The sequence below is a fragment of the Micromonospora sp. NPDC049171 genome (genome assembly GCF_040648275.1).
Lineage (GTDB): Bacteria > Actinomycetota > Actinomycetes > Mycobacteriales > Micromonosporaceae > Micromonospora.
On record NZ_JBEZDJ010000026.1, the window covers coordinates 87,942 to 110,531 of the forward strand.

Consider the following 22,590-nt stretch of genomic DNA (forward strand, 5'->3'; position numbering starts at 1 on the left):
GAATCAGGGTGCGCAAGTGCAAGATCGCGGGGTGTTGCGGGCGGGGTCGTACGATCGCAGCCATGAGCGGGCACGTGACGGGGGCGGTGGCGGCGCTTGCCGAGAACCTGCCCCGCTGGGTTTCACTGCTGCGGGCACCGAATCCGGGGCCGATGACCCTCGACGGCACCAACACCTGGGTGCTGCGCGCCCCGGCGGCCGAGTCCGGCATCGTGGTCGACCCGGGGCCGGCGGACGAGGGGCACCTGACCCGGATCGCCGAGCACGGCCCAATCGGGCTGATCCTGATCACCCACGGCCACCCCGACCACACCGAGGGCGCGGCCCGGCTGAGTGAGCTGCTCGGCGGCGTGCACGTCCTCGCCGCCGACCCGGCGCACACCATCGGCGGCGAGCCGCTGACCAAGCCGGGCGAGCACTTCGGCGGCTTCGGTCTGACGATCCGTCTGCTGCGGACTCCGGGGCACACCGCCGACTCGGTCTGCTTCCTGGTCGAGCACGGCGACGAGCGGGTGGTGCTCACCGGTGACACCATCCTCGGCCGGGGCACCACCGTGGTCGCCCACCCGGACGGGCACCTCGGCGACTACCTGAGCAGCCTGGAGCTGCTGTCCGCGTACCGGGGGATCCCGGCGCTGCCCGGGCACGGCCCGGCGCTGGCCGACTGCGCCGCCGCCGCGGACTTCTACCTCGCCCACCGCCGGGCCCGGCTGGACCAGGTCCGCGCGGCCGTCGCGGCCGGCGCCCGGACGCCAGCCGACGTGGTGGCGGCGGTCTACGCGGACGTGGACCGTTCGCTCTGGTGGGCGGCCGAATGGTCGGTCCGCGCGCAGTTGGAGTATCTGGGCGTCGGCACCGGGGAATCCGCGCCCGGGGTCAGTGGGTTGGAGCACACGTGACCTGCCCCGTGTGCGGAACCGTCGCCGTTCCCGGTGCCCGGTTCTGCCACAACTGCGGTGCCGCGCTGCCGGCCGCCGCGACGTTGCCGGCGGCCGAGCGCCGGGTGGTCACCGTGCTCTTCGGTGACCTGTCCGAGTTCACCTCCTGGTCGGAGGATCTCGACCCGGAACGCGTCGGCGCGGTCACCGACCGGGTGCTCGCCGCCCTCGCCGGAGCCGTGAAGACCTTCGGCGGGCACGTCGACAAGCTGACCGGCGACGGGATCATGGCGGTCTTCGGTGCGCCGGTCGCGCACGAGGACGACGCCGAACGGGCGGTCCGTGCCGCCCTGTCCATGCAGCGGGCCGTCCGCCGGGTGCTCGACGACGAGCGGGGCGGCGGCGCGCCACTCGGGCTGCGGGTCGGGTTGAACACCGGCGACGTCATCGCGGGCATCCAGGCCGCGATCGAGTACACGGTCATCGGCGACACGGTGAACACCGCCGCCCGGCTGGCCGACGCCGCCGCGGTCGGCGCGGTCTACGCGGGTGGGCGCACCGCCGCCGCCACCCGGCACGTGTCCTCCTGGCGAGCACTGCGCCCGCTGCGGCTCAAGGGCAAGCGTGAGCCCGTCGAGGCGTACGAGCTGCTGGGTCTGCTGGACGCGCCGGGCACCCGCTCGGGGCTCGGCGACGAGGCCCCGTACGTCGGCCGGGAGACGGAGATCGGTCGGGTCGCCGGGCGGCTCGCCGAGGTGATCGACCAGGGTGACCCGCGTGTGCTGCTGATGACCGCCGAGGCGGGCATCGGCAAGTCCCGGTTCGCCGCCGAGGTGGAGCGCCTCGCCGCCGGGTACGACGTGGGCGCCGGCCGGTACGCGGCGCACACCGGAGCCCGGGTGCTCTCGGTGCGCTGTGCCGCGTTCGGGGAGCGGCGGAGGCTCGCGCCCCTGGCCGACCTGGTGCGGGCCGCCGTCGGTCTGCCCAGCGACGCGTCCACCGCGCTGACCCGCCCGGCGGTGGAGGAGCGGCTGCGCCGGCTCGGGCAGCGGCTCGCCCGCTCCGCCGCGGACACCGCGCCGATCGCCACCGAGCAACTGCTCGCCCTGCTCGGCTACGCCGAACTCCCGGCGCACGCGGGCACCGACACCGGCGAGTGGGGCGGCTCGGGCACCCCGGCCGCGGATGCCGAGGTGGTGCCGAACGCGGTCGCCGACCTGCTCAGTGGGCTCGCCTCGGAGGCGCCGCTGGTGATCGTGGTGGACGACCTGCACGACGCCACCGCCGAGACGATCGGCGCCCTCGGGCTGACCCTGTCCCGGCTCACCGGCCCGGTGTTGGTGCTGCTGCTGGGCCGCCCCGAGCTGGTGCGTACCGCCGGGGCGCTGACCCGGGTCGCGGACGCCGAGGTGCACTCGCTGCCGCCGCTGCGGGGTGCCGACGCGGCGCGGCTGCTCACCAGCTATCTCGGTGGCGGCAAACTGCCACCCGCCGACGCGGACCGGCTGCTCGCCACCGCGCAGGGCAACCCCTTCTACCTGGCCGAGCTGGTCACCCTGCTCATCGAACGCGGGGCGCTCACCACCGAGACGGCGCGCGGTGTCCGCACCGCTGCGGAACGGTCCGGTGCTGGCGAGCGGGACCAGAGCGCCGTGGCCGGCTGGCGGTTGGTGCCCGGTTCGCTGGGCAGTCGGCTGCTCTCCCGCGACCTCGCCGCCGTGCTCGCCGCCCGGATCGACGCGCTGCCCGCGGACGCCCGATCGGTGCTGCGCGATGCCGCGGTGATCGGTGACTCGGTGCCGACCGGTGCGTTGGAGGCGATGCGTGAGCAGCGCGCCGGCCGCGACGGTCGGCCGTCGGCAGTGGTCGCCGTGGAGCTCGACCGAGCGGTCGAGGAGCTGCTGCAACGCCGGATGCTGCACCGCTCCCGGGCCGGCTACTCGTTCGCGACCCCGCTGATGCGGGAGGCCGCGTACGCCGGGGTGAGCAAGGCGGAGCTGGCCGAGCGGCACGCCGCGTTGGCCCGCTGGGCGGCGCCGACGGACGGGGCCGCGACCGGAGCGCCGGGCGGGTTCACCGACGAGGCCCGGGACGACTTCGTGGCCACGCACGTCGAGCGGGCCGCCACGCTCGCCGACGCGGTGAAGCTGCGCCCGGACGCGCCGGCCCGGGCGGTGGTGCCGCTCGGCGTCGCCGCGCTCGGCCGGGCCGCCCGCCGGTCACTGGCCGCCGGTGAGCCGGTGCTGGCCGTCGAGTACGCCGAGCGCGCCACCGAGCTGGCCCGCGACGGTGTGCCGGCGGCCGATCGGGTGGTGCACGCACGGGCGCTGCTCCAGGTCGGCCGCGTCGCCGACGCGCTCGCGTACGCGGAGAAGATCGCCGCGAACGCGGGGGACGAGGCCACCCGGGTCGGTGCCCTGCTGCTCGCGGGGCAGGCCCAGGAGACCCTCGGTGACCAGGGCCGGGCGATGATCGCCTGGCACGAGGCGTTGCAGGTCGCCACGGCGGGCGGGCTGCCCGTGCAGCGGGCGACGGCGATGCGCCGGCTCGGCATGGCCGACTTCGTGGCCGGGCGGCTGAGTCAGGCGAGCAGCCGGCTGGCTGCCTCGTACCAGGTCAGCCTCGGTGCGCAGGACCGGCGCGGGCAGGCCTGGTCGCTACAGAACCTGGCCTGGGTGACCACCACCCGGGGTGACTTCGCCGGCACCGACGCGGTCCTCGGCCGGGCCGCCCGGCTCTTCGCCGAGTTGAAGGACCCGTACGGGCGGGCCTGGCTGCGCGGCACCACGGCGTTCGCCCGGCTGCTCGCCGGCCGCCTGCGGGAGGCGTGTCGGATGGCGCAGGTGTTCCTGCCCTTCGGCGAGCGGGTCGGTGAGGCGTGGGCGGTGGGCACACTCCGTGCGGTGGCGGCGTTCGCCACCGCCGAGCTGGGCGACCTGGCCGAGGCCGACCGGGAGGCCCGTCGGGCGTACCGGGAGTTCGCCGCCGTCTCCGACGACTGGGGGCGCGGGTTCGCGCTCGTGGTCCGGGCGGTGGTGGCGCGTGGGCTGGGCGAGCCGGAGCACGCGGCGGACCTGCTCACCGACGCCCTCGCGTACGCCGAGCGCACCTCCCACCCGCTGCTCACCGGGATGGCCGGCGCGCTGCGCGGCTTCGTGGCGTTGGACCTGGGCGACTGCGAGACGGCCGAGCGGGTCGCCCGCGCGGTGCTGACGGCCGTGGAGCCGCACAACCCGCAGGCCCCGGCCCAGGTGGCGCCCCGGGTGCTGCTGGCGACGGCCCGCCTGGCCGCCGGTGACTCGGCGACCGCCGTCGGGTTGCTCGCCCCGGTGGCGACGGCCGCCGCGAACGCACCCTCGCTGCTCTTCTCCCGCCGTCAGACGATGGCCCAGTACGCGGCGGCACTGCTCGCCCACGGTCAGCGGGAGCAGGCACTGGACTGGGCCCGGCGGGCGGTCACCGCGCCGGCCGAGGACGTGCGCAGCCAGGTGATCGCGGCCAGCGTGTTGGCCGAGGCACTGGCCGCCTGCGGTCACCCGGAGGAGGCCCGGTCCTGCGCGGAGGAGGCGGTCCGCCTGGCGTACGCGACCGAGCAGCGCAGTGAACGCGCCGCCGCCAACGCCCTCCGCGCCCGCCTGGCCTGACTTTTCTCGTCGGAAAGTGGCCCGCCGGTGACCGAAAGCTCTTGATCAATCTGGTGTCGGGGTGCGGGCAGGGTTTTTGCCGGTTCTGGGGATGTGGCGGTCGGGGTGAGGGGCTAGCGTGTCACCACCGTGTGCCGGTCCACAGTGCTGACCGTCGCCGTGCCTGGGGAGGCCCTTCATGAAGCTGCCGCGTTCCATCGCGGGCTGGACCATCGCGGTCTTCGGCGTGTTGGCGCTGGTGATGGGTGCGGTCGGGCTGCTCTGGCCGGAGGGGCAGTTGCGCATGCTCGGGCTCGACGTCCCCCAGACGCGTGCCGTCGGTGACTACACCGGCACGTTCCTGGTGGCGTCCTCGATGGCGGCGTTCAACATGGGGGTCTACTACCTGCTCGCCACGATCACCGAGTGGCGGGCGTTCTACCGGTTCACCGTGGTCTTCCGACTTGTCACGTTCACCGTCTTCACCATCGCCGTGCTCTCCGACATCGCTCCGGGCGGGTTCTTCGGGGTGGCGGCCTGGGAGGGCCTGGGAGCCCTGGCCACCGCCGTCGGCCTGCGTCTGGACGCCCGGCGGGGAGCGTCGGCCGGTGGAGACGTCTCGTCCGACGGTGCCGGGACGGTTGCCCGGTCCGTGGAGGGTACCGGTCCGGCCGGTGCCGCTCCGGCGGACGCGGTGCGCTGAGTCGCCGGCCGGGTTGGGTATTTTCGAGCGGTGACCGACACTCCGACCGGCGGCCTGCCGGTGCCGATCGTGCCAGGTCTGACCGATTTGCGGGTCTTTGCCCGAGGTGGGTACGCGACCGTCTACCAGGCCACCCAGATCTCGGTGGGTCGCGAGGTCGCCGTCAAGGTGGAGAACCGGACGCTGGACAGCGAGCGGGATCAGGCCCGCTTCCTGCGCGAGGCGCGGGCGGCCGGACGGATGTCGTCACACCCGCACGTGGTGGACCTCTTCGACGTCGGGGTCACCGTCGACCAGCATCCCTACCTGATCATGGAGCTCTGCGACGGCTCGTACGCCGAACGGATGCGGACCTCGCCGCTCGACCCGGTGGAGGCCCGTGACCTCGGCATCAAGATCGCCGATGCGCTGGCCCACTCGCACGCGGCCGGGGTGCTGCACCGAGACGTGAAACCAGCGAACATCCTGCACTCGCCCTTCAACTCGGCGGTGCTCGCCGACTTCGGGCTGGCCGTGCTCGCCGAGCACCGGGACGCCTCGGTGACCCTGGAGGTGCTCACCCCGGCGTACGCGCCGCCGGAGATGTTCAGCCACAGCCCGCCGTCACCGGCCGTCGACGTGTACGCGCTCTGCGCCACCCTCTACGCGGTGATGCACGGTCGGCCGCCCCGCTGGCAGTCCGAGCGCAACCCGAGCCTGGTCACCGTCCTGGAGATGTTCAACCAGCCGCTCCCCGCCCTGCCGGGTGTCCCGGACGAGCTGATCGACGTGCTGCGCGCCGGCATGGCCAACGACCCGGCCGAGCGGCCCTCCGCCCTCGAACTGCACGACCTGCTCGTCAACCTGCCGCTCGGTCCACCGTCGGCCCCGGTCAGCGGCGCGCCGGTCAGCGGTGGCGCAACCCGCCCCGGCCCGTACGCGGCCAGCAAACCAGCACCCCGACCGCCCATCGAGGACACCCAGCGGGTGCTCCCCGGTGGCAGGCGCTGGCGGCGCTGGTTCCTCGGCGGTGCCGGCGTGCTCGCGCTCGCCGGCTCGGCGACCGCCGGGGCCTGGTTCGCCGACCACGGGTCGACGCCCACCCCGAACCCGACGGTCAGCCAGGTCGCCGCACCGGCGACCGGGCCGCTGCCGGGCTGCACGACCGGCCCCGGTACGCCCACCGCCCTGCCCGAGGGCGCCCGGTGCCTGCCCGAGCTGGAGTGCTTCGGTCCGATGCGGATTCGCGGCAACCGCGCCGAGGCGGTTCGGTTGTCCTGCACCGGTCGGCACACCTGGGAGACGTACGCCGAGGGGATCCTGCCGGTGTCCCTGGTCGGCGCCGCCTACGACGACGTGGTCACCGCCGCGCCGGTGCGACAGGTGTGCAGCGCCACGACGTTCCGGGTGACCACCGGGATCGCCGAGCCGAGCGGCTGGCACCTGGAGGTGCTCCCGCCGGTCGACGGCAGCATCGACCGGACCTACCGGTGCCTGGCCGGGCGGGGCGTGGACGCGCTCGCCGCGCCCACCCTCACCGACCGCTGACGCCGTCCGACCCGCGTCGCCGGTCCCGCACCGCCCGCAGGGCGTCCCGACTGTCCAGGGCGTCGAGGGTGTCCGCGTCGATCCCGTACGGCATCAGCTCGGCCGGCCCGGTGGTCGCCGGCCGGTCCTCCGGCTCCGGACCCTCGGCCTGCCGGGCAGCGGAGAAGGCGACCCCGGCGACCATGGTGAGCAGGACGCAGAGCAGGGCGAGGACCACGCCGAGAAGATCCTGTCGGCGCCAGACGACGAGCAGGGCCAGCGGCGCGAGGGCCCCCAGCGCCGCGAGCACCGCCACCGTCCGCGCATCGGGCCTGGACAATCGACTCACCCGTCCAGCATGTCGTGACATCGGCGGCTGTCAACCGGAGAGCCGGTCGCCGCGCCGGTCGACCGGTCCGTCCGACGTGCCCGGTCGGCATCGCTACGGAGAAGCTTTGAGTCGCTACCCTGGGTGTTCCGCAGGCTGGTCCGTCAGCGAGGTCATCCATGAACGTGCGCAGTTCCCGATCCCGGCTCCGCTCGGTCGCGACGACACTGGCGGTCGCCCTCACCCTCACCCTGGCAGCCGCCGCCGGCTGCGACAGCCGGCGGGAACCCGACCTGCCGTCCGTGCAGCAGAAGATCCGTGAGTCGCACATCTACCGGCAGTCACAGCTGCGCATCGGCGTCGCCACCAAGGAACCGCTGATGGGCGACCTGCGCAACGGTCAGCACGTCGGCTTCGACGTCGAGATCGGCAGGTACATCGCCGCCTCCCTCGGCTACGAGGGCGAGCAGCGGCTGGAGTTCGTGTCGGTGGCCACCGAGAGTCGGATCCCGGCGTTGCAGGGCGGCACTGTCGACCTCGTGGTGTCCAGCTTCTCCATGACCGAGGAGCGCGAAAAGCTTGTCAGCTTCGCCGGCCCGTACTTCGTGACCACGCAGGAGGTGATGGTGCCGGTCCGTCTCAAGGACAAGATCCGCACCATCGAGGACCTGCGCGAGCCGGCCTACAAGGTCTGCACCAGCGGCGGTTCCACCACCGAGGCCGAGCTGGAGAAGCACGGGGTCAAGACGTTCGTGGTGAAGGACGTCAAGGACTGCGTCGACGGCATTCGCGGCGGCCGCTATGACGCGGTCAGCTCGGACGAGACGATCCTCGCCGGATTCCTGGCCACCTACCCCAAGGAGTTCGAGGTCGTGGACATGCCCTTCGGCACCAGCGAGCTGCTGGGCATCGGCGTGCCGATCGGCGACCCCGCCCTGCGTGACCTGGTCGCGTACTTCCTGCAGAAGAGCTACGAGCAGGGCCGCAACGGGCAGGCGAGCCCCTGGCAGAGCGCGTACAACCGCACCCTGGGCCCGTGGCTGAACGTGGAGAAACGCCAGCCCCAGCCGCTGAAGGTGCCGAAGCTTGTCGACTTCGACGACAAGGCGCCCTCGACGTGAGCACGGCGCCGACCGCGACCGGCGCCGACGGCCCGGTGCCGCCACCCCGCGCGTCCGTGCCGGGCGCCGAGGTGTCGCCGGCCTTCGCCGGTACGGCCGCGGCCGTACCGGCTGCTGGTGCCGATCCTGCCGGCTGGCCGGTCGGCGTGCCGGTCGCCGCACCAGCCGACCCGGTCATCGCCGAGGTCGAGCCCGGGCGGGTCCGTTGGGATCCGGCCGAGCGGCGGGCCCGCGCCAGCCAGTCCTTCTGGACCGCGCTGGTGGGCGTACCGGCGATCTTCTCGGTGCTCCGCCTCGGGGTGGAGGCGGGCGGCGAGCTGCAGACGACGCTGCTGCTGGTGGCCAACGTCGGGCCGGTCAACCTGCTCGCCGGCTTCCTGACCACGGCGGCTCGGCTGATCTCCACCGGAATGGTCGCCGTCTTCGCGCTCGGGGCGGTGCTGGCCGTCGGTGCGGACCGGCTGCCACCGGGGACCCGCCGGCGTCCGCTCTTCGCCCGCTGGGCCGACCTCACCCCGGCCTGGGTGGTGCTGGCCAGCTTCCTGCTCGCCCTGATCACCTGGCCGCTGCTCTACCTGCCGCTGCTGCTGCCGGCCTTCGCGGCCGCGTTTCAGCTCCGCCCCGGGCGGCTGCACGAACAGGTGGTGCCCCGGCTGCTCATGATCGTCGCGCTGCTCGCCGGGTACGCCTGGCTGCTGCTGCCCACGCTGCGCGACGCCGGTAGGCAGGGGGAGCTGTTGGTGCTGGCGCTTCTCGCGGTACCACCGCTGCTGGCCCTGTTCGTCGCGGGGCCGTTGCCCGGTCTGGTGATCCGACCGCTGGCATCGGTGACCGAGGTGGCGGTGCTGGCCATGCTGGTCTGGGCCGCGGTGCCGGTGATCAGCACACCGGTGCTGCCGCTGACGGTCACGACCGTGGGCGTGGAGAGCGGACCCACCGAGGACGTACGCGGGCACGTGATCACCACCGACGACGTCAACATGGTGATCCTCCAGGAGCGGGGTGGCGTGCGGTACGTGCCTGTCGATCTGGTCCGCGCGCAGGTGCTCTGCCCGAGCGAGGAGGAGTTGCCCCGGTACCGGCTGCGCATCCGCGACTTCCACGTGGAGGACTCGCTGCTGGAGGGCATGGGCCGCCGGGTCCGCCCGGTGCACCGCATCGACGCCGCCTGCCGGATCCCGGACTGATGTCGTCCAGGGTCCCCGCATATACAGTCCGACTGTATATGCTGCGAGGATGGCTAAGGCTTCCCTGCATGAATCGACCTATCTGATCCTCACCGCGCTCATCGACGCCCCACGGCACGGATACGCCATCCTCGACGAGGTCCGCCGGATCTCCGACGGGCGTGTCGACCTGCGCGCCGGCACCCTCTACGCGGCGCTGGACCGGCTGCGTACCGAGGGCCTCGTCGACATCGAGCGCGAGGAGCAGGTGCAGTCCAGGTTGCGCCGCTACTACCGACTCACCGCCGCCGGGGTGCAACGCCTGGCCGAGGAGTCGGCACGCCTGCGGAGCAACGCCGACGCGGCGAGCGTGCGGCTGCGTCGTGCCGGCCTCATCGTCGAGGGCGGTGCGGCGTGACGTTGCACCAGGTCTACCGGCGGCTGCTGGCCTGCTATCCGCGTGCGTACCGGCGGCAGTACGAGGACGAGATGATCGGGGTGTTGCTGGACGACGCCGCGCCGGGCCAGCGCAGGCCCGCCGCACGGGACGTGTCCGCCCTGCTCGGTGGGGCGTTTCGGGCGCACGTACGCCAGGTTGGCGCCCGGTTGTCGGTCGACGCGTGGCGGGACGCGGCGCAGGTGCTGGGCCTGATCGCCGCGCTGCTGCTGTTCGTGCGCGCCGCGCGCGTTCCGGTGCTGCACCTCAGCATGTACGCGCAGAGCTATCCGGACGGGATCGGTGAACCGTTCGTCCTCTGGCCGGGTGGTCCCCTGGCGGCGCTCTGGCTCGTCGTGGCGGTGTTCGCCGCACTCGGGTGGGGGCGGGTGGCGGCTGCGATCGCCGTCGGCGGCGCGGCGTACGAGGTGGTTCGGGTCGCCGAGGCATACGGGCAGTATTCGACGGTCCGCAACCTCTGGCCCGCCGTGCTCGCCGCGATGGTCCCGTTGGCACTCGCCCTCCGCGCTCCCCGTTCCGTAACGGCTGTCCTCGCCCGCTGGCGGCTCGGCACACTCGCGGCGGCGACGGTGGTGAGCGTCGGTGCTCCGAGCATCGCCATGCTGACCGGCGCCGACGACTCGACGTCGCCCATCTACGGCACGTGGATCTTCACGGTCGGCGTCGGCCGGGTCGAGGCGATCCTGCTGACCGCGGGATACCTGCTCTTCGCCCTCGTCATCCTGTCGACGCCGACGGTGCTCCGACTGCGCCTGCTCGTGCTCGTCGTCCCGGTGGGCGTCACGCTGCTGCTCACCCGGGTTGGGCTCGGGACCCCGGGCACCTACCTCGAACGGTCCACCCACGACGGTGTCCTCGACGCGCTCACCTGGGCGCAGTGGTCGACCCTGGCACTGGTGCCCGCGTTGCTCTTCGCGGTGACCGTGGCCATCCTGCACCACCGCGAGCGTCCGCGCTCGGAGCCGGCGTAGGCAGGGAACGGGCGGTGGGTGATCGACTCGGTTTTCCTGAAGTCGGGGCATCGTTGGGCCTCGGACACCCCGGATTCAAGGAGACCGAGTCGATCACCGGGCGGGCCGGACGGTCGGCGGCGTCAGTAGGACTTGTCCTGGCCGAGGACGTGCTGGGCCACGAAGTTGAGGATCATCTCTCGACTGACCGGGGCGATCCGGCCGGCCCGGACCGCGCCGAGCAGGGTCGCCACCCCGTACTCGGTGGTCATGCCCGCCCCGCCGAGGACCTGCACGGCGGTGTCCACGGCGAGCGCGGCGGCCTCCCCGGCCGCGTACTTGGCCATGTTGCCGGCCACCCCGGCCTCCAGGTCGCGGCCCGCGTCGTACAGGGTGGCGGCCTTCTGGATCATGAGTCGGGCCAGCTCCACCTGCACCGCCGCGTGTGCCAGCGGATGTGACACGCCCTGGTGGGAGCCGATGCTGCGGCCACCCCAGACCTTGCGGGTGGCGGTGTACCCGCTGGCCCGCTCGATGGCGTACCGGCCGGTGCCGGCACCCATCGCGGCCACCGTGATCCGCTCCGGGTTGAGCCCGGCGAAGAGCGCCGGCAGGCCGGCGTCCAGCGACTCGCCGAGCAACGCGTCGGCGGGCACGCGCACGTCGTCCAGGTAGAGCAGGAACTGGTTCTCCGGGGACACGATCTCCATGTCCAACTTGGAGCGGGTCAGCCCGGCGGCGTCGGTCGGCACGAGGAACAGCGCCGGCTTCAGCCGCTGCCCAGCGGCGTCCCCTGAACCGGCCGGGCCGTCCTCGACGGCGACACGGGCCACCACCAGCACGTGGCCGGCCTCGTCGACGCCGGAGATGTAGCACTTGCGTCCGTTGAGCAGCCAGCCGTCGCCGTCGCGGCGGGCCACCGTGCCGAGCCGGTGGAAGTTGGAACCGGCCTCCGGCTCGGTGATCGCGAAGACGATCTTCTGGGAGCCGTCGGCGAGGCCGGGCAGGTGCCGCTTGCGCTGCTCCTCGGTGCCGTGCCGGCTGAGCACGGTGCCCGCGATCGCGGGGGAGACCACCAGCAGCAGCAGGGGGCAGCCGGCGGCGGCCAACTCCTCGCAGACGATGGCCAGCTCGGTGATGCCGCCGCCACCGCCGCCGTACTCGGTGGGGATGTTGACCCCCAGGTAGCCGAGCCGTCCCGCCTCCGCCCACAGCTCGGTGGTGTGTTCGCCGGCCTTCGCCTTCTCGACGAAGTAGCCGTGGCCGTAGCGGCGGCCCAACGCCCGCACGGCGTCGCGCAACTGGTCCTGCTCAGGGGTGAGGTCGAAGGTCATCAGGCGTCCTCTTCTTCGATAACGGCCAGCACAGCACCCGTGCGCACCTGACCACCGGCCGGCACCGGCAACTCGGCGACCACGCCGTCGGTCGGGGCGAGCACGGGATGTTCCAGCTTCATCGCTTCCAGGGTGAGCAGCGGATCGCCGGCCGCGACCCGCTGGCCGACCTCGACGTGCACCCGGGTCACCGCGCCGGGCAGCGGCGCGAGCAGCGACCCGGCGGCCACCTCCGCCGTGGGCAGCGGGAGACGCGGCAGTTCGACCAGGCTCGCCGCCCCCACCGGGCCGTCCACGAAGACCTCGGACCCCACCCGGTGTACGCGCAACTGCCAGCGGCTCTCCAGCACGGTGAGCACCACCCGGTCCGGGGTGGCCTCCTCCAACCGGGTCGGGATCTCGCCGGCCGGATCCGTCGACCACTCGGCGAGGCTGCCGTCCCGGTCCAACCGGTAGCGAACCTCGATCTCCTGCCCGCCCCGGTCGGCGTACCGGGCCACCTGCGGAAACGCCGGCACGTTGCGCCAACCCGAGGGGAGCCCGGCGAGCACGGGGGCGGTCGCCCGCCGCGCGGCGGCCGAAGCGAGCGCGGCGGCCAGTGCCGCCACCGACAGCAGGTCGGCGGGCAGCAGTGGGGCGAACACCTCCGCATGTCGGTCGAGGAAGCCGGTGTCGACCTCCAGCGCGCCGAACTCCGGGCTGCGCAGCACCCGCACCAGCAGATCCCGGTTGGTGGCCACGCCGTGCAGTTCGGCCCGCGCGAGCGCGCCGGCCAACGCCCGGGCCGCCTCGGCGCGGGTCGGCGCCCACGCGATCAGCTTGGCCAGCATCGAGTCGTAGTGCACGCTCACGGTCGAGCCGTCCAGCACGCCGGAATCCAGGCGCAGGCCCTTCGTCGGCGTGAACTCGCCGGACAACCCGGGGATCGCGAACCGGTGCAGGGTGCCGGTGGCCGGGCGGAAGTTCTGGGCCGGGTCCTCGGCGCAGAGCCGCACCTCGATCGCGTGGCCGTCGGCCGGCGGAGTCGTCGTGAGCGGTAGCGGCTCGCCCTCCGCGACGAGCAGTTGCAGCCGGACCAGGTCCAGCCCGGTGACCGCCTCGGTGACCGGGTGCTCGACCTGGAGACGGGTGTTCATCTCCAGGAAGTGGAACTGTCCGTCGGGGGCGAGCAGGAACTCGACAGTGCCGGCGCCCACGTAGTCGACGGCACGGCCGGCGGCCACCGCCGCCTCGTGCAGGCGGGCCCGCAGCTCCGGGGCCAGGACCGCGGGAGCCTCCTCGACGATCTTCTGGTGCCGGCGCTGGATCGAGCAGTCGCGTGCCCCGAGGGCCACCACCGTGCCGTGGGTGTCGCCGAAGATCTGCACCTCGACGTGCCGGCCGCGCTCGACGTACCGCTCGACGAAGACCGTGCCGTCGCCGAACGCCGCAGCCGCCTCGCGGCGCGCGGAAGCGACGGCCTCGGCGAGCCCGTCCGGGTCGCGGACCACCCGCATGCCCCGGCCGCCGCCACCCGCGGCGGCCTTGACCAGCACCGGGTAATCGGTGACCTGGTCGGTCTCGGTCCAGGTGGGCAGCATCGGCACGCCCACGTCGGCGAGCAGCGCCTTGGCGGCCACCTTGTCGCCCATCGCGGCGATCACCTTGGCCGGCGGGCCGACCCAGGTCAGCCCGGCGTGGTCGGCGACCCGCGTCGCGAACTCGGCGTTCTCGGCGAGGAAGCCGTAGCCGGGGTGCACGGCGTCCGCGCCGGACCGGCGGGCCGCCCGCAGGATCTGCACCATGTCCAGGTACGTCTCGGCGGGCGTGTTCCCGGGCAGGTGCACGGCCAGGTCGGCCTCGGCGACGAACGGCGCGTCGGCGTCCGCGTCGGAGTACACCGCGATGGTGGTGATGCCCAGGGTCCGGCAGGTGGCAAAGATCCGACGGGCGATCTCGCCCCGGTTGGCGACGAGAAGTCTGGTGATCACAGTTTTAACCCCTCACATCCGGAAGACGCCGAAACCATCGGCGCCCCGCACCGGTCCGTTGTGGATCGCCGAGAGGCAGAACCCGAGGACGGTACGGGTGTCCCGAGGATCGATCACCCCGTCGTCGTAGAGCCGGCCGGACAGGAAGAGCGCGCCCGACTGCGACTCGATCTGCTGCTCGACCATCATCCGCATCGCGGTGTCGGACTCCTCGTCGAAGGAGCGCCCCCGGGCGGCGGCGGCCTGCCGGGCCACGATGGACAGCACCCCCGCGAGCTGCGCCGGGCCCATCACCGCCGACTTCGCGTTCGGCCAGGTGAACAGGAACCTCGGCTCGTACGCCCGGCCGCACATGCCGTAGTTGCCGGCCCCGTACGAGGCGCCCAGGTTGACCGTCAGGTGCGGCACCGTCGAGTTGGACACCGCATTGATCATCAGTGCGCCGTGCTTGATGATGCCGCGCTGCTCGTACTCCGTGCCGACCATGTAACCGGTGGTGTTCTGGAGGAAGACCAACGGGGTGTCGGAGGCGTTCGCGAGCTGGATGAACTGGGCCGCCTTCTGCGCCTCCGCGCTGAACAGCACCCCCCGGGCGTTGGCCAGCACGCCCACCGGGTAGCCGTGCAGTTCGCCCCAGCCGGTGACCAACGCGTCCCCGTACGCCGGCTTGAACTCGTCGAAGTCGCTGCCGTCCAGGATCCGGGCCAGCACCTCGCGCGGGTCGAACGGCACCTTCAGGTCGGCGCTGACGATGCCGAGCAGATCCTCCGGGTCGTACTTCGGTGGTTGCGGCACCGCCGTGCGCGGCGACGGGCCCTGCTTGCGCCAGTTGAGCCGACGTACGCACCGCCGGGCCAGCCGGATGCCGTCCCGCTCGTCCTCGGCCAGGTAGTCGGCCAGCCCGGACGTGCCGGCGTGCATCGCGGCCCCACCCAGCGACTCGTCGTCGGTGACCTCACCGGTGGCCATCCGCACCAGCGGCGGCCCGGCCAGGTAGACCTGTGACCGGTCCCGAATCATGATCACGTGGTCGGACATCCCCGGCACGTACGCGCCACCGGCCGTGGCGTTGCCGAAGACCACGCTGACCGTGGGGATGCCCGCCGCCGAGAGCCGGGTCAGATCGCGGAACACCCGCCCACCCGGAATGAAGATCTCCGCCTGGCTGGGCAGGTCCGCCCCGGCCGACTCGACCAGATTGACCATCGGCAGCCGATTGGCCAGGGCGATCTCACCGGCCCGCCGGGTCTTGGCGAGGGACCACGGGTTGACCGCACCGCCGCGTACCGTCGGGTCGTTGGCGACGATCAGACACTCCACGCCCTCGACCACCCCGATGCCGGTGACGACGCTGGCCCCGACCGGAAAGTCGGTGCCGTACGCGGCGACCGGCGACAACTCCAGGAACGGGCTGTCCGCGTCCACCAGCAGCTCGATCCGCTCGCGGGGGAGCAGCTTGCCGCGTTCGTGGTGCCGGGCCACGTACTTCTCGCCACCGCCGGCTCGCGCCTGGTCCAGCGCGGCATCCAGCTCGGCCAGGCGTTCCAGCAGTGCCGTCCGGTTCGCCACGTACCCGGGCGCCGCCGGGTCGATCGCGCTGTCCAGAATGCTCACAGGCCCATGCCCTTCGCGATGATCTCGTTCATGATCTCGGTGGTGCCGCCGCCGATGCCGAGGATCCGGGCATCGCGGTAGTGCCGCTCCACCTCCGCGTCGCGCAGGTAGCCGAAGCCACCGTGCAGTTGCAACGCCTGGTCGACGACCTGGTCGCAGGCGGCCACCGCCACGTTCTTGGCCATCGCCACCTCGGTCACCACCGGCTCGCCTGCGACTGCTCCGGGTCGCGGCGCGGCGTCAGACGCGCCGAGCTGGAGTGGTCGAGCCACCCGGGTGGCCACCTCGTGCACGTACGACCGGGCCACCTCCGCCCGGGTGTGCATCTCGGCCAACCGGTGCCGGACCACCTGTCGGCTGGCCAGCGGACGCCCGAAGGTCTCCCGGTCCCGGCACCAGCGCGTCGCCAGCTCGACGCAGCGCTGCGCGGTCGCGTACGCCTGGGTCGCCAGCGACAGCCGTTCCGCCGCGAAGTGCTGCATGATCGCCAGGAAGCCGGTGTTCTCCGCGCCGATCCGGTTGGCGACCGGCACCCGCACGTCGACGAACGACAGCTCGGCGGTGTCCGAGCAGTGCCAGCCCAGCTTCTCCAACCGGCGTCCCACGGTGAACCCGGGCAGCCCCTTGTCGATGACCAGCAGGGTCAGCTCGCCGCTGCCGGGAAGGCCGGTGCAGACCGCCGTGGTGACGAAGTCGGCCCGGTGCCCACTGGTGATGTACGCCTTCGACCCGTTCACCACGTAGTGGTCGCCGTCGCGGCGGGCGGTCGTGCGGATGCCGGCCACGTCGGAGCCGCCGTCCGGCTCGGTGATGGCCAGGGCGCCGATCATCGTGCCGGCCAGGGTGGGCCGCACGTACCGCTCGATCAGACCGTCGTCGCCCGGGGACGCGGTGCCGCCGAGCCGGCCGCCCAGCGAGCCACCGGAGCCCGCACCGGCCGCCGCCACCATGTGCGGCAACGCGATGCCGTGCGTGAACAGGGCCGCCACCAGACCGGACGAGCCGCCGGAGCGGATCACCTCCTCGGTCACGATGATCGAGTCGAGCAGGTCACCGCCGCTGCCACCGACCGACTCCGGAAAGCCGACGCCGAGCAGGCCGAGCTTCGCCGCGCTCGCGTGCAGCGCCCGGGGCACCTCGCCGGCCCGCTCCCAGTCGTCCAGGTGCGGCAGCACCTCCCGGGTCACGAACGAGCGGGTCAGCTCGCGCAGTTGCCGCCGCTCCGGCGTGTCCACGATGCTCACGGCGCGACCAGCCCACTCCGCGCGCTCACGGTGCCATCTGCTCTCCGCGCGCTCACGGCGCCACCGCGGCGGGTAGGTCGACGATCCGGGCGCGCAGCAGCTCGCCGAGCGCCTTGGCCTGCGGATCGAAGCGGGTGGACGCGGCCACCCCCGCCCCGAGCAGTCCCTCGATCACGAAGTTGAGCGCGCGCAGGTTCGGCAACTCGTAGCGCCGCACCGACAACGGCGCGGTCTCCGGCAACAGCGTGGCCAACCGCTCGACGGTCAACCAGGTGCGCAGCCACGCGTACCCGGCGTCGGTTCGCGCCCAGACACCGAGGTTGGCGTCCCCACCCTTGTCCCCGGAGCGTGCGCCGACCACCTCGCCGAGCGCCCCGCGCCGGGTCGGACCATCGACCGCCGCGGCGCCGTACGGGACAGTCCCGTCCGCGGCGGCGGCATCGGCGGCGGTGCGGATCGGCGGGGCGATCGGCACCCGCTCACCGCCGGGCAGTACCGCGACGTGCGCCACCGCGGTCTGCGGCACCGCGTCGGCGGTGAAGACACCGTACGGTGTCGCGTCGCCCGGCAGGGTGGTCAGCGTGCAGCCCGGGTAGGAGGCCAGCGCCAACTCCACCGCGGCGGCCGAGAAGGCCCGTCCGGCCCGCGCCCGGTCGCCGTCGCGCAGGTGTACGTGCAGCAGCGCGCTGGCGGCCTCGGTGTCGGCGGCGTCGACGTGGTCGGTCCGGGCCAGCGTGAACTCCAACCCGTCCTTGCCCACCGCCTCCTCGACCTGCCCCCGGACCAGTGCGGCCTTCGCCTCGATGTCGAGCCCGCAGAGGACGAACGTCATCGAGTTGCGGAAACCGCCGAGGTTGTTGACGCCGACCTTGAGCGTGGCCGGCGGCGGCGTACCCCGGACACCGGAGACCCGCACCCGGTCCGGCCCGTCGGGGCGCAGTGTCACCGTGTCCAGTCGGGTCACCACGTCCGGCCCCAGGTACGCCGGCCCCCCGATCTCGTAGAGCAGCTGGGCGGTGACCGTCTCCACGGTGACCGCACCACCGGTGCCGGCATGCTTGGTGAGCACCGTCGAACCATCGGCGTGCACCTCGGCGATCGGAAATCCGGGTCGGTGCCCGCCGTCGGGCAGCTCCGTGAAGAAGCTGAAGTTGCCACCGGTGACCTGTGCGCCGCACTCGACGAGGTGCCCCGCGACTGTCGCCCCGGCCAGCTCGTCGAGGTCGTCGCGGCCCCACCCGTACCGGGCGATGGCCGGACCGACGACCAGCGAGGCGTCGGTGACCCGGCCGGTGACCACCACGTCCGCTCCGCCGTCGAGGCAGGCCGCGATGCCGAACGCGCCGAGGTAGGCGTTCGCGCTCAACGCGTCCGGCCGCTGGATGGTGTCGCCCTCGACGTACCCGATCCGGGCCGGCAGGCCCAGCCGGGCGGCGAGTGCGGTGATGGCGGCGGCCAGGCCGGCCGGGTTCAACCCGCCGGCGTTCGTCACGATCCGCACCCCGCGCTCCAGGGCGGTGCCGAGGCACGTCTCCAGTTGCCGCAGGAACGTCTTCGCGTAGCCCAGGTCGGGGTCGCGCAGCCGGTCCCGGGCGAGGATCAGCATGGTCAGCTCGGCCAGGTAGTCGCCGGTCAGCACGTCCAGCTCACCGCCGTCGAGCATCTCCCGCCAGGCGGTGAACCGGTCGCCGTAGAAGCCGGAGGCGTTGCCGATCCGGATCATGCCGGCACTCCGTGTCGGCCGGTCGGCTGCCGGCCGTCACCCGGCGGCCCGGCGAACGCCTGCGCCACGTCCAGCCACTCGTCGGCGACCGGCCCGGTGGCGACCAGGGCGAGGTCCGCGCGGTGTCGGCGCTGGGTGACCAGCAGGCAGAAGTCCAGGGCGGGCCCGCTCAGCCGGTCGGCGGCGTCCGCCGGCCCCCAGGCCCAGATGTCGCCGCCGGGCCCGACCAGCTCGACCCGGACCGGCGTCGTCGGGATGTCCCGGCCGTGGGCGGCGAAGCCGTGCCCGAGGGTACGCACACCGAGGTGCGCGACGTGCCGGAGCCGGTCGCTGGCCGGCCGGACGACGCCGAGCGCGTCGGCCACGTCCACACCATGTGCCCAGGTCTCCATGATCCGGGCGGTCACCATCGAGGTGGCCGACATCCGGGTGCCGAACCACTGCAGTTTCTCGCCGGTCGGGACGGCGGCCAGCGCGTCGGCGAGCGCCGTCCGGCCGGCCCGCCAACGGGCGAGCAGCTCCGCGGGCGGGGCGAGGAACTCCTCGGCACCGGCGTCGGCCATTCGGGTCACGTCCGGCGCGGCCGTCACCGTCGCGAGGAACGCCTCGGGGTCGGTGGCTGCCAGCAGCGACACCTGGTCGGTCCAGGCGAGGTGGGCGATCTGGTGCCCGATGCTCCAGCCCGGCGCGAGGGTCGGTCGGGCCCAGTCGACCGCCGGTAGCGGCGCCACCAGGCTGTCCAGTTGCGCGGACTCGGCGGCCAGGTCCGCGAGCAGGTCGGTCTGGTCGACCATGGGTGCCTCCGGTCGGTCTTGGCCGGCGCGGCCAGCGGTCAGGGCGTGAGCAGGGTGGCGAGTTGACGCTTCCAGGTGCTCAGCAGTGCGGTGCGGCGGGTCGAGTCGTCGTTGAGCAGGTTGGCCACCCCGAGCCCGCGGAGCAGGTCGAGGGTGGCCTGCACCGCCTCTCGGACTCCGGGGCGGCGCTCGTCGACGCCGAGCAGGGTGACGGTGAGCCGATGCATCTCCCGGCCGACGGTGGCCTCCAGCGGCACCAGGGCGTCCCGTAGTTCGCGATCGGTGCGGGCAGCGACCCAGAGCTCCAGAGCCGCCACGAACAGCGGCCCGGTGAACGCCACGCCGAGCAGGTCGATCACCCGGTCCAGCCGCTGTGGGCCGGCCGGCAGTGCCTCGGCCTCCACCCGCAACTCGTCGGCCCGGCGCTCGGCGAGATGTGCCACGGCGGCTGTCACCAGCGCGGCCTTGGTCGGGTAGTGGTGCAACTGGGCGCCGCGCGAGACCCCGGCCCGGGCCGCGACGACGGTGGTGGTGGTGCCGGACCAGCCATGCTCGACCAGGCAGTCGACTGTCGCCTCCAGCAGGCGGGCCTGGGTGGCCCGGCTGCGCTCCTGCTGGGGGACACGCGTCGATGTGGTGGACACGAGAACAGCCTGCGCCCTCCGAAACAAACAGTCAAGACTGACTTTTTCTGGCTGCCGTTCCCTCTCGCCGCCGACACTCCCGTGCCACAGCGGTCAGCGGCCACTGTCCTGGTTGCGGAGGTTGTTCTGGTTTGAGCCGGACGAGGTAGCGGTACGCCGAACGATCGGCTTGAATCGGGTCCGCATGGCTGTGGGCGCGCTGGCAGAGACGCGGGGGACGAACGGTCAATGGCGAACGATCAGTACACCGACGGCACCGCACCGGACCCGGCGACCGCCGGTTCGGCTGCCGAGTTCGTGGCCCAGATGCGCGCGCTGCGGCAGTGGTCCGGGCTGACCATTCGACAGGTGTCGAAGAGGGCGCGGGACGCCGGCGACGTGCTCCCACACAGCACCCTGAACACCGCCCTGGGCCGGGCCCACCTGCCGAGGGAGACGCTTGTCGCGGCGTTCGTCCGTGCCTGCGGAGGCGATCAGGCCACGGTGGACCACTGGGTCGCGGCGCGCAAGGTGCTTGCCGCGGCCACCGCCGGTCAGCCCGAGCCGGTCGCCGTCGCCGTCGCCGCCGACCCGGGCATGGCCGATGCCGACTCGTTCGTCGACGAGCCGAGGGTCCGCCCGCCGTGGGGGTTGCTCGACGCGGTTCCACCCCTGCCGGCCGAGCTGGCGTCGGAACCCGGTTGGGGGCTCGACGGCCCGACGCCGCCGGCAGCCGAGACCGCGGATCGCACCGGCGACCCGACGGCCGGTGGGCAGCCTGTCGCCGCCACGGCGGCTGCCGGCGCGCTCGTCGCGGGGGCGCGGGGTGCGGGTGGGCAGCCTGTCGCGGATGCGCGGGGTGCCGCCGACCGGCTTGTCGCCGCCACGGCGAGCATCGGCGCGTCGCACGGGTCGGTCGCGGCCGGGCCGAGTCCGGTTGTCGCGGGCGAGCGCTCGCCGGGTGACGAGTCCGCCCTGAGCCGCGAGCCCGACCCGGCGGGCGGGCGGCCCGAGCCGGCCGCCGACGAGTCGACGCCGACCGAGGACCAGCCGGTCCGTCCCCTGCTGTACGCCGATGGGCCGCTGGCGACCGCCGTGAAGGGCCGGCGCAACAACGCCTGGGCGGGGTTGCACCGCAAACGTGCCCCGAACGTCGACGCTGCCGCCGCGCCACTGCGGCTGCGGGACTTCGTGCCGCCGCTGGCCTTCCGGTTCGGCCGGCCGACACGCGCACTCCTCGGCGTACTGGTGCTGCTGCTGATCGTGGTGGCCGGTGGCATCGTGATCCGGACCCTGCGCGATCCCGACGCCGGGGACGGTCCCCCGCCGGTGCTCGCCGAGCCGACGGCCAGCCTCGACGTCGACGTGCAGTTGCCACCCGCCGACGCTGGCGCGCCGACATCCAGCCCGAGCCCGAGCCTGAGCCCGCCCCCGACCAGCGCCGCGCCGGCGGTCACCAGCCCCGCGCAGAGTGCACCCAGGTCGAGTGCACCCAGGTCGAGCGCACCCCAGGCGGCGCAGACGAAGGCGGCCGCCACGCTGCCCGCCGCGGGGCAGTACCGGATGATGCCGGCAGCCACCGTCGGGCAGTCGTACTGCGTGGGCGTGGGTCCGGAGCCGGGGAACGACCGCCCGGAGGTGGCGACGCTCGTTTCCTGTGCCCAGGCCGAGCCGGCCACCAGCGAGCTGCGGAAGGTCGGCTCGAACACGTACCAGATCTACTGGGCACACCCGTCCGGAGGTGGTGGCTGCCTGCAGGTCGACCCCGACCCGAGCGGCGAACCGTCGACCGTCGACGGGCAGTTGGTGGCACCACGCAGCTACTGCAACCGCCCGGACCAACGTTTCATCCTCGAACCGGTCCAGGCGAGCGGGGGCCAGGGTTACCGGCTGCACGCCACGACCGCACCGAACAGGTGCATCGGTCCGATCGGCGGCGGCCGGGCCGCGGGCACGGCCATCGCCCAGGTGTCGTGCTCCAGCGACAACATGCAGGTATTCCTTTTCAGGTGATGCACTCCGGCCAGCCACTCGGACGTCCCGGTTGGTGGTCGTGGTCGGTCGAGGCGATGCCCCGCGAAGAACGACCATGGGCTGCTCCTGACCGCCTGTTCCCGCCCTACTTGCCACCGGTCTTCTTGGCGCCCTTGTCGGTGTCCGCGGTCTTCTTGGTGGTGGTGGTCTTCTTGGGCGTGGTCTTGTTGCCGGTGGTGGTCTTCTTGGTGGTGGGTCCGTTGTTGGTGTTGCGGGCGTTCTGTTCGCGGAGTTTGCGGGTGCGTTCGGTGACGCAGGTGTCGTAGCCGCCGCATTCCTTGCGGGCCTGGAGGTAGGCGGGGTCGTTGTTGGATTGGTTGGCGCGTTTGGTGCTGGTGGTGGTCTTCTTGGTGTCGGTCTTTTTGGTGGTGGTGGTCTTGTTGGGCGTGGTCTTGTTGCCGGTGGTGGTTCTCTTGGTGCTGGGCTCGTTGTTGGTGTTGCGGGCGTTCTGTTCGCGGAGTTTGCGGGTGCGTTCGGTGACGCAGGTGTCGTAGCCGCCGCATTCCTTGCGGGCCTGGAGGT

The 22,590-nt window shown here is 73.1% G+C and carries 18 protein-coding genes; 9 read left to right on the forward strand and 9 right to left on the reverse strand.

What is annotated here, in order from left to right:
- Positions 1-62: 62 nt before the first annotated feature.
- From AB0B14_RS28575 to AB0B14_RS28590, 4 genes are all read left to right on the forward strand, one after another.
- Complete coding sequence (locus AB0B14_RS28575; RefSeq protein ID WP_357525162.1) at positions 63-899, forward strand: MBL fold metallo-hydrolase; 837 nt, start codon at positions 63-65, stop codon at positions 897-899.
- Positions 896-4,522, forward strand: a complete 3,627-nt coding sequence (locus AB0B14_RS28580; RefSeq protein ID WP_357075483.1) for an adenylate/guanylate cyclase domain-containing protein — start codon at positions 896-898, stop codon at positions 4,520-4,522. Before AB0B14_RS28575 ends, AB0B14_RS28580 begins: the two co-directional genes overlap by 4 nt.
- A 178-nt stretch (positions 4,523-4,700) precedes the next feature.
- Positions 4,701-5,204 (forward strand): hypothetical protein, encoded by a 504-nt coding sequence (locus AB0B14_RS28585; protein ID WP_357525165.1) that lies wholly within the window; start codon positions 4,701-4,703, stop codon positions 5,202-5,204.
- A gap of 30 nt (positions 5,205-5,234) precedes the next feature.
- On the forward strand, positions 5,235-6,731 hold the full coding sequence (locus AB0B14_RS28590; RefSeq protein ID WP_357525167.1) for a serine/threonine-protein kinase: 1,497 nt from the start codon (positions 5,235-5,237) through the stop codon (positions 6,729-6,731).
- Here the strand turns inward: AB0B14_RS28590 and AB0B14_RS28595 are convergent.
- Complete coding sequence (locus AB0B14_RS28595) at positions 6,718-7,059, reverse strand: hypothetical protein (protein WP_357525169.1); 342 nt, start codon at positions 7,057-7,059, stop codon at positions 6,718-6,720. The two genes, AB0B14_RS28590 and AB0B14_RS28595, sit on opposite strands and share 14 nt — an antisense overlap.
- A gap of 158 nt (positions 7,060-7,217) precedes the next feature.
- Between AB0B14_RS28595 and AB0B14_RS28600 the strand changes: the two genes are divergently transcribed.
- From AB0B14_RS28600 to AB0B14_RS28615, 4 genes are read left to right on the forward strand one after another with little or no spacing between them, the layout of a single operon-like run.
- On the forward strand, positions 7,218-8,159 hold the full coding sequence (locus AB0B14_RS28600; protein ID WP_357075495.1) for a transporter substrate-binding domain-containing protein: 942 nt from the start codon (positions 7,218-7,220) through the stop codon (positions 8,157-8,159).
- Entirely contained in the window at positions 8,156-9,346 is a 1,191-nt protein-coding gene (locus tag AB0B14_RS28605; RefSeq protein WP_357525171.1) for a hypothetical protein, read from the forward strand. The genes AB0B14_RS28600 and AB0B14_RS28605 overlap by 4 nt, the downstream gene beginning before the upstream one ends.
- A 49-nt stretch (positions 9,347-9,395) precedes the next feature.
- Positions 9,396-9,743, forward strand: coding sequence for a PadR family transcriptional regulator (locus AB0B14_RS28610; protein WP_357075501.1), 348 nt, complete (start codon positions 9,396-9,398; stop codon positions 9,741-9,743).
- Entirely contained in the window at positions 9,740-10,753 is a 1,014-nt protein-coding gene (locus AB0B14_RS28615; protein WP_357525172.1) for a hypothetical protein, read from the forward strand. The genes AB0B14_RS28610 and AB0B14_RS28615 overlap by 4 nt, the downstream gene beginning before the upstream one ends.
- A 122-nt stretch (positions 10,754-10,875) precedes the next feature.
- Here the strand turns inward: AB0B14_RS28615 and AB0B14_RS28620 are convergent, their stop codons facing one another.
- The 7 genes from AB0B14_RS28620 to AB0B14_RS28650 are packed head-to-tail and all read right to left on the reverse strand — an operon-like array spanning position 10,876 to position 20,055.
- On the reverse strand, positions 10,876-12,066 hold the full coding sequence (locus AB0B14_RS28620; RefSeq protein ID WP_357525173.1) for an acyl-CoA dehydrogenase: 1,191 nt from the start codon (positions 12,064-12,066) through the stop codon (positions 10,876-10,878).
- A complete protein-coding gene (locus tag AB0B14_RS28625; protein ID WP_357525174.1) occupies positions 12,066-14,036 on the reverse strand; it encodes a biotin carboxylase N-terminal domain-containing protein in 1,971 nt (656 codons plus the stop codon). The genes AB0B14_RS28620 and AB0B14_RS28625 overlap by 1 nt, the downstream gene beginning before the upstream one ends.
- A gap of 12 nt (positions 14,037-14,048) precedes the next feature.
- On the reverse strand, positions 14,049-15,650 hold the full coding sequence (locus tag AB0B14_RS28630; protein ID WP_357075512.1) for a carboxyl transferase domain-containing protein: 1,602 nt from the start codon (positions 15,648-15,650) through the stop codon (positions 14,049-14,051).
- Positions 15,647-16,894: an acyl-CoA dehydrogenase family protein gene (locus AB0B14_RS28635; protein WP_357525176.1), complete on the reverse strand. Its 1,248-nt coding sequence runs from the start codon at positions 16,892-16,894 to the stop codon at positions 15,647-15,649. Before AB0B14_RS28635 ends, AB0B14_RS28630 begins: the two co-directional genes overlap by 4 nt.
- Positions 16,895-16,946: 52 nt before the next feature.
- A complete protein-coding gene (locus AB0B14_RS28640) occupies positions 16,947-18,617 on the reverse strand; it encodes an acyclic terpene utilization AtuA family protein (protein WP_357525178.1) in 1,671 nt (556 codons plus the stop codon).
- Positions 18,614-19,411 carry a TIGR03084 family metal-binding protein gene (locus AB0B14_RS28645; RefSeq protein WP_357525180.1) on the reverse strand — a complete coding sequence of 266 codons (798 nt, stop codon included), beginning with the start codon at positions 19,409-19,411 and terminating at the stop codon, positions 18,614-18,616. Before AB0B14_RS28645 ends, AB0B14_RS28640 begins: the two co-directional genes overlap by 4 nt.
- Before the next feature lie 38 nt (positions 19,412-19,449).
- On the reverse strand, positions 19,450-20,055 hold the full coding sequence (locus AB0B14_RS28650) for a TetR/AcrR family transcriptional regulator (RefSeq protein ID WP_357075524.1): 606 nt from the start codon (positions 20,053-20,055) through the stop codon (positions 19,450-19,452).
- 228 nt (positions 20,056-20,283) lie between these two features.
- On the opposite strand from AB0B14_RS28650, the gene AB0B14_RS28655 reads away from it, so the two are divergent.
- On the forward strand, positions 20,284-22,047 hold the full coding sequence (locus tag AB0B14_RS28655) for a helix-turn-helix domain-containing protein (protein ID WP_357525182.1): 1,764 nt from the start codon (positions 20,284-20,286) through the stop codon (positions 22,045-22,047).
- A gap of 106 nt (positions 22,048-22,153) precedes the next feature.
- On the opposite strand, the gene AB0B14_RS28660 is transcribed toward AB0B14_RS28655, so the two are convergent.
- Positions 22,154-22,590 (reverse strand): hypothetical protein (locus AB0B14_RS28660; RefSeq protein ID WP_357525185.1); only part of this gene is annotated, 437 nt, incomplete at its 5' end.